This is a genomic window from Bacillus cereus group sp. BceL220 (assembly GCF_051776965.1).
Taxonomy (GTDB): domain Bacteria; phylum Bacillota; class Bacilli; order Bacillales; family Bacillaceae_G; genus Bacillus_A; species Bacillus_A cereus.
On record NZ_JBPWBC010000004.1, the window covers coordinates 501,642 to 515,988 of the forward strand.

The window sequence follows — 14,347 nt, forward strand, 5'->3', positions numbered from 1 at the left end:
TGTTAGTATGTACAGAAAGGTATTCACAGTCATAGCTTAAGAATTCAACACATTTTTTGTAATTTGAACAACATTTTCTGTCGTAAATCCAAATAGATTCATGACTTCAGCCCCAGTTCCTGAAGCTCCAAATGTTTCAATTGATAGTACTTTTCCTTCTTGTCCTACATAACGTTCCCAACCTAGAGATACACCCATCTCAAGAGATACTCGTTTCGTTATAGAAGACGGAAGAACGGATTCTTTATATTCGTTCGATTGGCGATCGAATAACTCCCAGCTCGGTATTGCAACGATGCGAACAGAAACTTGATCTTCTTCTAATTTTGCTTTCGCACTAGCAGCTAAGGATACTTCAGAACCTGTCGCAATTAAAATTACATCCGGATTTTCATTCGTTTGTGTTAATACGTAAGCTCCTTTAGAGAGATTCTCTATGTTCGCTTTCGTTTCATTAAACACCGGTAAATTTTGACGGCTCAGTACTAAAACGACTGGACCATCCGTTTGCTGTAAAGCATACGCCCAAGCACTTGCTGTTTCATTTGCATCTGACGGACGGATAACTGTTAGACCAGGAATTGCTCGAAGCGCTGCCAATTGTTCAATTGGTTCATGCGTTGGACCATCTTCTCCTACAGCAATCGAATCATGTGTAAATACGTAAGTAACAGGTAAATTTTGCAGTGCAGCCAGTCGAATCGATGGACGAAGGTAATCATTAAATACAAAGAATGTACTTACGAAAGGTTTTACTCCTCCATGGAGAGCCAGTCCATTCGCTGCCGCGCCCATTGCGTGTTCACGTACACCGAAGTATATATTTCGTCCAGCATACGATTCTACCGCGTACACAGCTTCACCTTTTATATCTGTCATAGTGGAATGAGAAAGATCTGCACTTCCACCGAAAATAGAAGGAATCGATTTCACATAATGATTAATAGCTTCCCCACTTGCAACACGAGTGGAAATCGTTTTTTCAATATCAAAGGATAGAATGTCTTTCGCTTCAATTAAAACCTCACCTGTAATCGCTTTTTCTAATTCATCTGCTAGTGCAGGGTTCGACTCTCTGTATGAATTGAACTGCTCATTCCAGTCATTTTCTTTTTCAATACCTTTTTGTTTCAGTTCATTAAAATGAGCTGTTACTTCTTCAGGCACAAAGAAGTCTTCCTCATAGTGCCAACCATACACTTGTTTTGTCGCTGTCGCTTCTTCTACTCCAAGCGGATTACCATGTGCTTTGTTCGTTCCAGCAACTTTTGGACTTCCATAACCTATAATGGTTCTAATTTCTATAAGAGTAGGTTGATCCGTATTTTCTTTCGCTAATGTAATGGCTTTTGTAATAGCATCGACATCGTTTCCATCTTCAACTCTTACATATTGCCAATGTACAGATTCTGCCCTTTTCTGAATATCTTCAGAGAAAGCAATGCCTAATTCACCATCAAGTGAAATTTCATTTGAATCATACAGTACAATTAACTTGCCAAGTTTCATATGTCCTGCCATTGACATCGCTTCATAAGCGACACCCTCCATTAAGTCACCATCTCCGACTAAAGCATACGTATTGTGATCTATAATAGAGTGACCATCCTTATTAAACTTCGCTGCTAAATGAGCTTCTGCCATTGCCATTCCGACAGCATTAGCAATCCCTTGTCCTAACGGGCCTGTAGTCGCTTCAACTCCAGGAGTATGACCAAACTCAGGATGTCCTGGTGTTTTACTATTTAACTTTCTGAAGTTTTTCAAGTCATCAATTGAAACGTCATATCCAGCTAAATGAAGTAGGCTATATAACAGACTAGATCCATGTCCCGCCGATAAAACGAAACGATCACGGTTAAACCATTCTGGGTGATTAGGATTGTAATTTAAATGATTCGCCCATAATGCATAAGCCATTGGTGCTGCTCCCATCGGAAGACCTGGATGACCTGAGTTTGCCGCATTAATAGCATCAATCGATAACGTACGAAGTGTATTCACTGCTAATTGATTTATGTTTTGTGTCATAGTAATCGTCCCCCTAAATGCTTTCATGAAAGAAAGTACTTATTTTTCCGGCTCTTGATCTAACCACCATTTAAATCCACTTTCTTGCAACAGTTCATTAGACGCTTCTGGACCATATGAACCAGACTCATATTCATGAAGCGGTAATAAGTTTTCCTCGAACGCTTCAAGAATTGGTTGTACCCATTCCCATGACAATTCAACTTCTCTCCAATGTGCAAAGAATGTAGCGTCTCCACTCACCGCATCATGAATGAGTCTTTCATACGCTTCAGGTACTCCCACATCCACTTGCTCGCAAGTAAAGTTAATACGCATCGGTTCAATCTCTCCATTTTTCAATGGATTTTTACTATTTAACTGTAATGAAACATTCTCACCTGGGCTAATTTCAATTATTAATAAGTTAGGTGCTGCATTTGGATTATTATCTTGATATTGCTGTTTTAACGTATTTTTAAACTCGATTACAATACGAGTGGACTTTTCTTTCATTCGTTTTCCTGTTCGTATATAGAAGGGAACGCCAGTCCAAAATGGATTATCGATCCACAAACGAGCAGCAACAAATGTGTCTATGTTAGAAGAAGGATTTACTCCTGGCTCCTCTTTATACGCTACAACTTGCCCGCCTTTTATCTCTCCTGAAGAGTATTGACCTCGAATGATATGGCTTTGAACGTCTTCTTTTTTCACTTTACGAAGCGTCTCCATTACCTTTCGTTTTTCCTCTCGAATTTCACATGCATTAACCTTTTCCGGCAGATTCATAGCAGTCATCATTAATATTTGTAACATATGATTTTGAACCATATCTCGAATGGCTCCTGCATGATCATAATATCCGGCTCTTTCTTCAACCCCAACTGTTTCACTAGCTGTAATTTGTACATTTGCTATATGTTCTTTGTTCCAAATCGATTGGAGAACAGGATTTGCAAATTCTAGTGCTTCAAGGTTTTGAATCATCGGTTTACCTAAATAGTGATCAATACGGTATATCTCGTCTTCTTCAAACGTGCGACTAAGCTTATCATTAAGCTCACGAGCAGATGTAAGGTCGTGCCCAAACGGTTTCTCAATCATCAGGCGTTTCCATCCATCTGTTTTATCAAGTCCGCTTTCCTTAATATTTAAAGCAATCGTCTCGAAAAATTCAGGAGCAACTGAAAGATAGAACATTCTATTACCTTTTATATGTAGTTCCTCTTCCCTTTCACGAACGACTTGTAATAACCTCTCATAGTCTTCCGGTTTACTCACATCTAATGGACAATAGCGAAAATTATCTAAAAAACCTTCGAGTTCCGGAGTACCTTCTTCCCTCTGACGAGAAAACGTCTCTATTGATTCTTTTATTCTTTCTTGAAAATCTTCATGAGATACTTGACGTCTTCCAAGCCCGATAACAGATATCTGCTTTGGAAGCTTTTGATCTCTATATAAGTTATATAGCGCGGGGTAAATTTTGCGTTTCGCTAAGTCCCCTGTCGCTCCAAATAAAACAAAGGTCATTGATTCCAATTTCAGTCCCCCTCTTGTTGTATAATCCTCGTCAATATACTAAAAATGAATTGTACAGAAGCTCATACTCTTATACTTCCTGTTTTTATAAAAAACAAAGAGTTATCTAATTCCAATTCTTTTTATACCTTTCGCTCTCTCATTGTCCCCAATATTAATAGTGGCAATTCAAAGCATTTCTACTGCAACTTACTTATTTATAGAACTTAACGAAATATTTTATATCTAATTACTTTTAGTAATTAAGTAATCTTATGTCTAATATATTAACCACATAAATTATTATCGTCAATAAAAATGTCTTGAATTAAATACTATTTATTTCATAATACTTTTCTAAGTGTATTCCTAGTTACCATTCATTTTCAAAGATAATGATCAATATAATAAATATCAGTTTCATCAAAATCTTCAATTAATTTTCCGTTAAACTCGCGAGCAGACGTTACATTATAATCAAAAGGCTTCTCTATAATAAGACGGTTTAATCCTTTTGTAGCCCACAATCCACTCTCTTTAATATTTAAAGCAATCACATCAAATACTTCTGGTATAACAGATAGATAAAACATACGGTTTTCAGGAATGTTTAATTCTGTTTCACGCTTTTTTACAAGGCTCAGTAAATCTTGATAGCCCACTATATTCGCTGTATCTAATTGACAATAACGAAATGTGCTAATAAATTCTTCTACTCCTGATTCGTCATCAGAAGATATTCTAGAAAATGTAGCAAGGGATTGTTCTACCTTTGTTTGAAATTCCAAATCTGACATTGCCTTTCTGCCAATACCGATAATCGAAATAGATTGTGGTATATTTTGATTACTAAATAGTTTATATAAAGCAGGGTAAATTTTGCGTTTCGCTAAATCCCCTGTCGCTCCGAATAAAGTGAAACTTTAATCAGCCCTCACCAATCGGGCTTTTACGAGCAGCCCAACTCCCACCTAACTTCTTTGCTTTCGCTGAATTTTGAGGCGGGGGTCTTACTGCCTGTTAATGCGGGATAAACGTAATGAATAAATCATGCTGCAAAAATAACATCTACCCTTTCTTCAAAAAGCTTTACAGTAGTTTTTAGAAGTACGTTACATTATTTCATTTCATGCACTTTCCTCTTCTTTATATAAAATTCTCACTAACCAAATTCAAAATATTATACTTATTTTTCGTACTTTGCTATGCTATAACCACAAACAGGAGGTATAAACTATGAAAGCACAAATTATCCATTCTTTTGGGGATTCATCTGTATTTCAATTAGAAGAAGTTTCAAAACCAAAACTTTTACCAGGTCATGTTCTAATCGATGTAAAAGCAACAAGTGTAAATCCAATCGATACAAAAATGCGTAGTGGTGCCGTTTCAGCAGTCGCTCCTGAGTTTCCAGCTATATTACACGGCGATGTAGCTGGTATTGTTATTGAAGTAGGAGAAGGTGTTTCGAAATTTAAATGTGGGGATGAAGTATACGGATGTGCCGGAGGTTTTAAAGAAACTGGAGGTGCACTTGCAGAATTTATGCTTGCTGATGCGCGATTAATTGCTCACAAACCTAAAAATTTAACAATGGAAGAAGCAGCTGCTCTACCATTAGTGGCAATTACAGCTTGGGAATCTTTATTTGATCGTGCAAATATTAAACCTGGTCAAAATGTTCTCATTCATGGAGCTACTGGTGGCGTAGGACACGTAGCCATTCAACTAGCTAAATGGGCAGGTGCTAAAGTTTTTACAACCGCTTCTCAGCAAAGCAAAATAGAAATAGCCCATCGTTTAGGAGCCGATATAGCTATTAATTATAAAGAAGAATCTGTTCAAGAATATGTACAAAAACATACGAACGGAAACGGATTTGAAGTTATATTTGATACAGTAGGCGGCAAGAATCTTGATCATTCTTTTGAAGCTGCCGCAGTTAATGGAACTGTCGTAACAATTGCAGCTCGTTCAACCCATGACCTCTCTCCTTTACACGCAAAAGGACTTACTCTGCACGTTACTTTTATGGCGTTAAAAATATTACATACCGATAAACGTGACGCTTGCGGGGAAATTTTGACTAAACTAACTCAAATAGTAGAAGAAGGAAAACTTCGTCCATTGCTAGATTCGAAAACTTTCACGTTTGATGAAGTTGCACAAGCACACAAGTATTTGGAGTCGAATAATGCAATAGGTAAAATAGTGTTGAAAAATGTTTGGTAACTATAACTAGATAATATACATAATAATTCATGCTGTTTAGCTTATTAAGCGTAATGCGTAGATTAATTGTACAAATGTCAAACAAGGCGATCAAAAATGATCGCCTTGTTCTTTTTAAAAATATAATAGTATTTTTCCGATTTCATCAATAGCATAGTCCTATCCCGAAAAAGAGCGAATAACTCTACTATAACTAAATCGTATTATTACATTTGAATATTACTTATGAAATTTCACACGTTCTTCAAGCGGTTGGAATTCTTTTTCACCTGGAGTAGCAGTTGGATTACCAAATGGCATTTGTGCAATTAGTTTCCAATTAGCAGGGACATTCCATTCTTGTTTTACCTCATCGTCAATTAATGGATTATAATGTTGTAAAGATGCCCCTAATCCCTCTGCTTCTAAACCTGTCCACACGACTAATTGGTGCATACCTGATGCTTGGTGTGACCAAATTGGGAAGTTTTCAGCATATGCAGCAAATTTTTCTTGAAGCGATTTAACGATAGCCTCATCTTCAAAGAATAGTACTGTTCCATAACCAGCTTTAAAAGAATCCATTTTTTGTTGCGTTCCTGAGAAATCTCCATCTCCAACTACTTTTCTTAATGTTTCAGTTGTAATATCCCATAATTTATCATGAGCTTCACCAAATAATACAACTAATCGCGCAGTTTGAGAATTGAAAGCTGATGGAGTATATTTCACAGCAAACTCCACGATTTCTTTAATTTTTTCATCCGATACTTGTACCTCTTTGTTAATTCCATAGTAAGTACGTCTTTCTTTCAGTGCAGTATAGAAATCTTTTGTCATAATTCATTTCCTCCTAAGTTTTAATATTCTTCAAAAGGATACATCTCAAAGATAATATGCGTTTAAATGAGTTCATTTTTGAATCATTGAACTTCCTAACACCCATTGCCAGTCATTCTAAATCTAAACACATCACTTCCTTCAATTTCCCTAAAAAAGACTTATAACATCATTCATAAAATCTAGTGATCATTCGGTACTATTTTACCCATTCTCTATTCATGTATCCTGCGTGTTTCATATTTACACAAACATGAAAATAAACTTAAATTGATAGTTAAAAAGCCAGGTAGCATGAATAATGCATTACCTGGCTTTTTACATTTTAAATTTAACTAAATATTACTAATGAACTGTAGTAGAAACCATACTGGTCACTTATTTAATAATTAACATCTCATAAGGATTTACATATTAGTAATTGCTTATAATACTCCATTATCTAATATGAAAGTATAAAAATACTTTCATTACTGATTTAACTGATTTTTCACCGCTCTTATAACCAATTCATGATCTTCTTCTGGTGGTAATCCTGAAACTGTTATCATTCCAATAACCCCTACGTTTTTTATTCTGATAGGAAAGCATCCACCAAACGCAGCATATTCCGAAGTATCTAAAAGATATTTTTCATTATATGAAATTCCAGTTATTTCACTTTGTATCTGCATATAATACGAGCTACGATCATGCAGGGAAACGACTCGTTTTTTACGCTCAATCCATTTCGTATTTTCCTCATTTGTCCCTGTCATCTTGAAATGAAATAATTGCACACCATTTTTCGTTATATCAACAGCAATCAATTTCCCTTCTTGCTTCGCTGTTTCAACGATAAATAAACCTAGTTGCAAGGCATCTTCATTTGTAAAAGAGGAAAATTGAAGTGTTTCCTCCTCTTTTAAAATTTGTTTACTTATTTCATTCAAATTTGAAGTACTCATATCTTTAACCTCCATAATTGTTTTATGCCACACCGACATTTTTTCGAAATTATTAGGCCATATAGTACAACCTTTCAATCAATCTGATTCCAAATAAACTGCTGTAACATCGTTGGTAACTAGTACCGTAAAGCTTGTTTTCTTCTTACTGATGCTATTATGAATGATATTCAAAGTTATAAAAAGTACTATTCTACTTATCCCTATCTTACAGAGACTATTATGAAATATATTTAACATCTTAAAAATGTATGTACTAAAGAATAATATTTTTAATCACTAACTTTTTTGATCAATCGTTATAATCCAATTTCATCAAAATTTTTATCAATTATTACACTATCCAACAATAGGAGGAAACATAGATGGATGAACATATATCCAAAAGCTAAAAAGCAATTGAGTCCCTTGAGGGAATAGTTATAATTCACTACTTATAGAAATAGACATACAAAAACGCCATCCTTTCCTATAATTCTAAAGAAAGAATAGCGTATTCTTTTCAAAAATGAGTTCTTTTATTGAGAAACTTTGATTCTATATCATACATAAAAGGGCAACCATTGCTAAAACAGCTGGAAGTCCTTGTTTCACAATAATTGATTTATTAGATGTGAAACCTCCGAAAATAGCTGCTACCACCACACAAATCACAAAAAATAATTGGACCATATAACCAATTGGATTGAGTCCAAGTACAAGTCCCCAAATGAGACCAGCCGCTAAAAATCCATTATATAAACCTTGGTTTGCAAACATAATGGCTACGTTTCGATCTCCTTCTAAATGCTTCGGTAATTTGAAAACACGTTTCGCTACTTTTGAATCAATAAAAAACATTTCAAGGATCATGATAAACAAATGTTCTAATGCTACGATCCCGACTAAAATAGCTACGATTATTTCCACACTATTCTGCCCCCTACACTCTCTATTCTTTAATATTCCCTACATTTTTTTGCATCTGTAATAGAACATGAATAAGTATTTTGCGTTCTTCTCCACTGATATTTACGAACATTCCCTTCATGAAACGTTCCTTTTCTTTCTTGTCAAAACATTAATTGATATATCAATTATTGATACATCAATTAATATACATCTCTCTTTTTATTTTTGCAAGTTTTTTTGCTCAATTGGTTTTATTTTGTTCCAGCAACTTTAAACCAATTCAAAACATCAGTTCGCATTTCTAGAAATCATAATTACTTTAAGTTCATTCTGACAATCATATTTAACTAAATATATAAAAGAATTGAGTTATATCTCCATCAATTTATAAAAATTAATTTTTTCTAAAAACAGATACTTTACGTTTTTTATAGTAATAAAAATCATTTTTTTGTTTCAGAGGCAATTCATTTTGTTAGCCTGATGGGCATAAGATAGCACCCATATGGAGAACCAATTATCTTTCAAGAAGACGGCTTGAAATCTGGATTTGGTACAGGAGTTGCCTACTTCCGTGATCCAGATGGTACTAATTTAGAGCTAATTGCTCCAAAAGGTCCATTTAGACGTGAATAATAAATTAATACCGAAACAGCCACCTTATCTGAAAGGTGGCTGTTTGTTAATAGATTGAATAAAAAGGACAAACTCTCCAACTTGAGAAGTTTGTCCAAAAATAGATATTTCATATGCCACTACTTTGACACTAAAATCAACAATAGTGAATTAGAATAATGAATTAATACTTGCTAAAACTGTAAGTACACCTACAATAATAACAAATACGTTGCTCATTTTCCCTTTGTATTTAGCTAGTACTGGTACTTTTTGAATCGCATACATCGGTAATAGACATAAGATAGCAGCAACTAAAGGACCGCTTAGAGAATCAATAAGTCCAAGAATACTTGGATTTGTATAAGCAACAAACCAGCATGATAATACAACAAAAGTAAGGATTATTGTCTTAATTGTTTTTTCTTCAATATCTTTTCCACGTGATTTACCGAACTTAATAATCATGTCACGCATTACTTCAAATGCTCCTATATAATGGCCAAGGAAAGACTTTGTAATAGCCACAAAAGCAATAATTGGAGCTGCAATAGTGATTACAGGCGAATTAAGCTCATTAGCAAGATATGAAAGGATTGATAAGTTTTGTTCTTTTGCCATTTTTATATCATCTGGAGTCAAGCTCAATGCGCTACTCCAAACGAAGAACATAACAACAGCGAATGTCATGATATAACAAACCTTTTGTATTTGCGCACATTTAGCATCAGTGGCTTCGATTCCATACGTAGCTCTCTGTTTCACAACAAATGATGAAATCATAGGTGAATGATTAAATGAGAATACGATGATTGGTAGAATCATCAATATCGTCCCAAAATAGCCTGTTCCTGTTGAAGCAGTTGAAACAGCTGAAAAACTAAGCATTGACGTATTCCACTGTGGAATTAAAGATATTGCGATAAAAAGTAGAGAAACTATGAAAGGATACACTAACATACTCATTACCTTTACAGTAATATCTTGACCAAAATTCAGTATAGCGATAAGACCAAGAACTAATACAAGTGATAAAATAGCCCTTGGAGGTTCTGGCATGTGCAATTGATGCACGATAAAACTACTTGCAGTGTTTGTAAGCGCAACCGAATACATTAGTACGATTGTATAAATTGAACCGAAATATACGATGTTAAAAATGATACTCGCTTTATTTCCGAAATACTCTCTAATTGTACCTGTGATCCCCTCATCAGCAGAATTAGAAGCGTATATCATTTTAGCAAGCGCCCTATGTGAGTAGTACATAACTGGATATGCAAGTAATGTAATTAGTAGTAAAGATAATAAACCACCTGAACCTGCATTAATCGGTAAAAAGAGCACCCCTGCTCCAATTGCAGTTCCAAATAGACTCAGTGCCCATGTAGTATCCTGCTTATGCCACTTTTTCGGATCTGCATATTGCTCATTTTTTAGTGCGGTATTTTCAGCTTGAACTTCTATTTTCTTTGCAGTATTCCCGTTCATATAATAACTCCCCCTTGTATCTATTCCTGCATCTCTCTTTGCATCTAACAAATATTCCCTTTTCGGAAAATGAATTCCTTACAAGTTGCCCCACATTGTATGTCCTTCATCATAATGAATCCAAATTGAAACATTCGCTAGTTAGCGTCCTAATATAATTGTTAGCGTTCACAAAAAAGTTTACTCATAATATCCGCTCTTTATATAAAGACCCCTTAAGAGAACAATATAGAATAGACTTCATAAATACGTTGCAACATTTCTAATAACAGTGTATTACTTTAATGGTTACTCTTTTTTACTTTTAACAGTAATTTTAGCTAAACCGGCCTCTCTTAATTTGCGAGGCATTTCTTTCTCAGTTCTATACATTACTTTAATAACTTCGGTAGCACTGATGATATTGCTTACACAAGCCACTGAAGCACATTACATACATTTCGCCTCTAATCACACACCTTTCTTACTAAGAATCGCATTTTTTATATTTTCTCCAGAGATAATAAAATTTCTCTCGACGCCCTCATTATAACGTGTATATTTATAAAATTAATATTTTTATATTTTCAGAAATATTAAAGTGAAATAATTTTATATGGATAATATTTTACAGTTAGCATGTAGCCATTGTTTTTATCGCTTAAAGCTGAATTAGTTAGTAAAAAAATACAATAATACATTGTCTTTCTAGGTGACTTATTATAAAGATACTTATATCCCCCTTTTATCAAAAAAATCATTTTAAATATAAAAGATATTCTAATAAATAATTAATGTAGGTAAAAAGAAAAAATTCCCAAAACAAAAAAACCAAATTTTAGGATATATATTATTAATATTGAATTCATATACACTTAAAAAAACTACACTGAGCAAAAAACAAAAAAGCTGCCCCATATGGACAGCTCATTTACATAATTATCGTTATCAGGAATACACAAACAAATCACTTCAATATCATCTTAATTGTAATTTGTTCGGCTCTTCTTCAGGAATATCTCTATGTTTGTAATGAATCGTTTTTAGATTCTTTCCTTTTATGCGAAAAGTAATTGTGTCCTCTCCATACGGCGGATTGTATGCACCCTCAAAAGTTTAAATTTTAAAATCCCTCATTAACTAGCTCTTTTATCGAGTTTAATTTTGAAGAAAGCTCGATAAACCATTCTTCATCTCCTGTTAATAATGCAAGATCTATAAGATAAAGGATTTGTTCCTTATTTATTACCTTTGATTCAGGGAGTTTGTTAACGTGTTTACTAAAGAGTAAAATCGCTTCGTTTATTGTGTACTCGCCGTCACGTTTCACAATACTAACTGTAACTATATCCTCCACATCATCAAGTGATACAATATAACCAACTATTAATTCACCTTCATTTGATATTCCACGAACCCAATCTCCTACTTTTAAAACATGATTATTATTTGACATCATACCGTTTCACCTTCTTATAAATATTTTTTGTGACGATAAAAAAGATATAAAAAAAAATTATACTGTAATATTTTTCATTACATTTAAGTGTTAAGAACTCACGGCTATATAATAATTAAGCCGCTTAACGCTCTTGATTGATAAGGTCAACAACTTCTTTCATTGTATAATTCTTTAAGTATTCACCTAGATGTTCTTCAGCACCTAAGAAAATAGCGAAAAGAACTTTTCGCATGTTCGAACCTACAACACACTGATTGTTTGATTCCGGACACTTCGGCTGCAAAGCACCTTCAGAGGTTATCTGATAAATATGCCAAAGATTAATTTCATCTAAATCGCGAGCGAAAATAAAACCTCCACCAGTTCCCTCTTTTGATTGTATAAATTTATGTTTTTTTAACAAACTTAGCACTTTACGAATACGTACTGGATGTACACCTGCACTTTCTGAAATAGCATTACTTGTTGACATCCGGTCTGGCTGTAAAGCTAAATAAGTTAAACTGTGAATGGCCAAGGTAAAGTCGCTGTTCATGATTTTCCTCCTACGATTAAAAATATTGTTTCTCATATATTAACATACTGTAGCCATAAATATTACAGATTGGTTAGAACGTTAAAACATGTGGAATACTTCTTGCCACAAAAAATTAATTCCCTTATATCCTATCCGGTCCCACCTATATCTGATAACTTCATTTAGCTTTTTAAGTTGGAAATAAAATTAAACACTCCACTGTTTCTTCACTTGTTCTTCTGCCAATTGTTTAATTTTTGTCCAAATCGTATCTTTGTTCACAATAACATTTGTTTGATAGTTTCTATTTTTATAATTAACTGTGACACATACTTCAATCATCACTTGTTTCCTCCTTTCAAAAAAATTTTCTGTAAGAAATATTATTTATTAATTAGCCAACCTTTGTAATTCAATGTTTAAAAATGTTCGGACGCTACGTGGTAAAAATTTACGAATTTCTTCTTCGTTAAAACCAATTTGCAATCTTTTTTCGTCCAGCATAATCGGGCGACGTAACATTAGTGGATGCTCAATTATTAATGTATAAAATTCATTTAGTGAGAGCTCATCAATATTTATATTTAAGTCCTGAAAAGTTTTGGATCTAGTTGAAATAATTTCAGTAGCCCCCTCTTCAGTTAAACGAAGAATCGATTTAAGCTCATCAACTGTCATAGAATTTGATACGATGTTTTTTTCAATATAATCAATTTGATGCTCTTCAAGCCATGCTTTCGCTTTTCGGCATGAAGCACAGCTTGCTGTTGTATATAGAATTACCATATTTAACTCACTCCTTTAATGTTCTTTATGAAACTTCTATTTTAAATATCAGTCATTTAAATGTATTAAAAAAAATTACAGTTCAGAATCAAATTCATGTCATGTTAGTTATTCAGCAATGTATCATTTATCTCTATTATTCATGCTACATTTTACAGACGTTAACAACTCACTTCCAAAAAGCTTACTGTAATTTTAAACCTTACAGTTCAATTAATCAAATGTTAAGTCTTGGAGTAATTAGTCATTTGTTTGTGTGAATTTCCCCATAGCGTTATTGAAGACACCAAAATAGGTTGAGGCAATACGTGCCCCAACCTATTTTTTATGCTTCATTATAACTTTTTGCAGTAATAACTGTTTCAAATTCAAAGGTTTCTGGGAGGTGATCAGCATAAGAATATTCAAAAGTTCGTCCATCCGTTAAATAGGCCACCTGTTCAACTCTCATTAGGAAATCTTGATTTGTTAAGTTCATAAACTGCTTTTCTTTATCATCTGGGCGAATTCCTTTGACCCTAACAACGGATGTTCCCACTTCAAGACCTAGTTTATTTTGAATGTGCGAGTAGATCGATTCCTCTAAAACAGAAACCTCAACACCTGGAATGACTGAAATAGGCATCCATGTATGCTCCATAATCGTTGGGATACTGTGAATGATACGGAGGCGAATGATTTTATATACAAAATCCCCTACTGAAATGCCCAATTTTTCAGCAATGATTTCCTCGGCTCCGACAATCGTAAACTCGATAATTTTACTTTCTACCTCGCTGCCATAAACAGCTTTCGTACCTGTTAAAGTTTGAATCATTCGTGCCTTTTCCTGTTGACGCCAATCTTGAACGACTGTTCCACTTCCGCGCCGGCGGATAATGTAACCGTCTCTTACTAATAGATCCAGCGCTTTTTTAATAGTAAGTGCTGAAACATCGAATTCTTCAGCAAGGACGGAGCTACTCGGAATTTTTTCGTTGATTTTATATTCACCGTCTAAAATTTGCTGTTTAATCTTTTGGTAAATGCCGAGGTATTTTACTTGTGTTGATCCGCTTGCCATTTCCATACCTC

The 14,347-nt window shown here is 34.3% G+C and carries 12 protein-coding genes and 3 pseudogenes; 2 read left to right on the forward strand and 13 right to left on the reverse strand.

All coding sequences use genetic code 11. The features are described from left to right. Positions 1-36: 36 nt before the first annotated feature. From tkt to ACS2FK_RS14645, 3 genes and pseudogenes are all read right to left on the reverse strand, one after another. A complete protein-coding gene (gene tkt / locus ACS2FK_RS14635) occupies positions 37-2,031 on the reverse strand; it encodes a transketolase (protein WP_063548084.1) in 1,995 nt (664 codons plus the stop codon). 39 nt (positions 2,032-2,070) lie between these two features. Beyond that, a complete protein-coding gene (gene zwf / locus ACS2FK_RS14640; protein ID WP_063548086.1) occupies positions 2,071-3,555 on the reverse strand; it encodes a glucose-6-phosphate dehydrogenase in 1,485 nt (494 codons plus the stop codon). 365 nt (positions 3,556-3,920) lie between these two features. Next, a pseudogene (locus ACS2FK_RS14645) lies at positions 3,921-4,436 on the reverse strand (glucose-6-phosphate dehydrogenase); the annotation flags it as partial. Positions 4,437-4,770: 334 nt separating this feature from the next. On the opposite strand from ACS2FK_RS14645, the gene ACS2FK_RS14650 reads away from it, so the two are divergent. Continuing rightward, positions 4,771-5,766, forward strand: coding sequence for a zinc-dependent alcohol dehydrogenase family protein (locus ACS2FK_RS14650; RefSeq protein WP_063548088.1), 996 nt, complete (start codon positions 4,771-4,773; stop codon positions 5,764-5,766). Positions 5,767-5,985: 219 nt separating this feature from the next. On the opposite strand, the gene ACS2FK_RS14655 is transcribed toward ACS2FK_RS14650, so the two are convergent. The 3 genes from ACS2FK_RS14655 to ACS2FK_RS14665 form a co-directional block, all read right to left on the reverse strand. Then, positions 5,986-6,585 carry a nitroreductase family protein gene (locus tag ACS2FK_RS14655; RefSeq protein ID WP_000158939.1) on the reverse strand — a complete coding sequence of 200 codons (600 nt, stop codon included), beginning with the start codon at positions 6,583-6,585 and terminating at the stop codon, positions 5,986-5,988. Between the two features lie 470 nt (positions 6,586-7,055). Beyond that, entirely contained in the window at positions 7,056-7,571 is a 516-nt protein-coding gene (locus ACS2FK_RS14660; protein WP_140157131.1) for a heme-degrading domain-containing protein, read from the reverse strand. 498 nt (positions 7,572-8,069) lie between these two features. Beyond that, on the reverse strand, positions 8,070-8,441 hold the full coding sequence (locus tag ACS2FK_RS14665; protein WP_063548092.1) for a DUF1304 domain-containing protein: 372 nt from the start codon (positions 8,439-8,441) through the stop codon (positions 8,070-8,072). Between the two features lie 483 nt (positions 8,442-8,924). Between ACS2FK_RS14665 and ACS2FK_RS14670 the strand changes: the two are divergent. Continuing rightward, positions 8,925-9,059 (forward strand): annotated as a pseudogene (locus tag ACS2FK_RS14670) (VOC family protein); the annotation flags it as partial. 150 nt (positions 9,060-9,209) lie between these two features. Here ACS2FK_RS14670 and ACS2FK_RS14675 read toward each other — a convergent pair. From ACS2FK_RS14675 to ACS2FK_RS14705, 7 genes and pseudogenes are all read right to left on the reverse strand, one after another. Then, a complete protein-coding gene (locus ACS2FK_RS14675) occupies positions 9,210-10,529 on the reverse strand; it encodes an aromatic amino acid transport family protein (protein WP_063548094.1) in 1,320 nt (439 codons plus the stop codon). A gap of 957 nt (positions 10,530-11,486) precedes the next feature. Beyond that, positions 11,487-11,624 (reverse strand): annotated as a pseudogene (locus ACS2FK_RS14680) (DUF3888 domain-containing protein); the annotation flags it as partial. 7 nt (positions 11,625-11,631) lie between these two features. Continuing rightward, on the reverse strand, positions 11,632-11,967 hold the full coding sequence (locus ACS2FK_RS14685) for an IDEAL domain-containing protein (RefSeq protein WP_063548096.1): 336 nt from the start codon (positions 11,965-11,967) through the stop codon (positions 11,632-11,634). Positions 11,968-12,091: 124 nt separating this feature from the next. Next, a complete protein-coding gene (gene saiR / locus ACS2FK_RS14690) occupies positions 12,092-12,505 on the reverse strand; it encodes an Rrf2-family transcriptional regulator SaiR (protein WP_001083465.1) in 414 nt (137 codons plus the stop codon). Positions 12,506-12,694: 189 nt separating this feature from the next. Beyond that, on the reverse strand, positions 12,695-12,829 hold the full coding sequence (locus tag ACS2FK_RS14695; protein ID WP_063548098.1) for a BA3454 family stress response protein: 135 nt from the start codon (positions 12,827-12,829) through the stop codon (positions 12,695-12,697). Positions 12,830-12,877: 48 nt separating this feature from the next. Next, positions 12,878-13,273, reverse strand: a complete 396-nt coding sequence (spxA, locus tag ACS2FK_RS14700) for a transcriptional regulator SpxA (protein ID WP_063548100.1) — start codon at positions 13,271-13,273, stop codon at positions 12,878-12,880. Between the two features lie 325 nt (positions 13,274-13,598). Beyond that, entirely contained in the window at positions 13,599-14,336 is a 738-nt protein-coding gene (locus tag ACS2FK_RS14705) for a GntR family transcriptional regulator (protein WP_063548102.1), read from the reverse strand. Between the last annotated feature and the right edge of the window lie 11 nt (positions 14,337-14,347).

Bases quoted from the DNA above. Each gene is read 5' to 3' on its own strand.
- tkt (WP_063548084.1), bottom strand. From the start codon at position 2,031: ATGACACAAAACATAAATCAATTAGCAGTGAATACACTTCGTACGTTA.
- ACS2FK_RS14650 (WP_063548088.1), top strand. From the start codon at position 4,771: ATGAAAGCACAAATTATCCATTCTTTTGGGGATTCATCTGTATTTCAA.
- ACS2FK_RS14655 (WP_000158939.1), bottom strand. From the start codon at position 6,585: ATGACAAAAGATTTCTATACTGCACTGAAAGAAAGACGTACTTACTAT.
- ACS2FK_RS14660 (WP_140157131.1), bottom strand. From the start codon at position 7,571: ATGTCGGTGTGGCATAAAACAATTATGGAGGTTAAAGATATGAGTACT.
- ACS2FK_RS14675 (WP_063548094.1), bottom strand. From the start codon at position 10,529: ATGAACGGGAATACTGCAAAGAAAATAGAAGTTCAAGCTGAAAATACC.
- ACS2FK_RS14685 (WP_063548096.1), bottom strand. From the start codon at position 11,967: ATGATGTCAAATAATAATCATGTTTTAAAAGTAGGAGATTGGGTTCGT.
- saiR (WP_001083465.1), bottom strand. From the start codon at position 12,505: ATGAACAGCGACTTTACCTTGGCCATTCACAGTTTAACTTATTTAGCT.
- ACS2FK_RS14695 (WP_063548098.1), bottom strand. From the start codon at position 12,829: ATGATTGAAGTATGTGTCACAGTTAATTATAAAAATAGAAACTATCAA.
- spxA (WP_063548100.1), bottom strand. From the start codon at position 13,273: ATGGTAATTCTATATACAACAGCAAGCTGTGCTTCATGCCGAAAAGCG.
- ACS2FK_RS14705 (WP_063548102.1), bottom strand. From the start codon at position 14,336: ATGGCAAGCGGATCAACACAAGTAAAATACCTCGGCATTTACCAAAAG.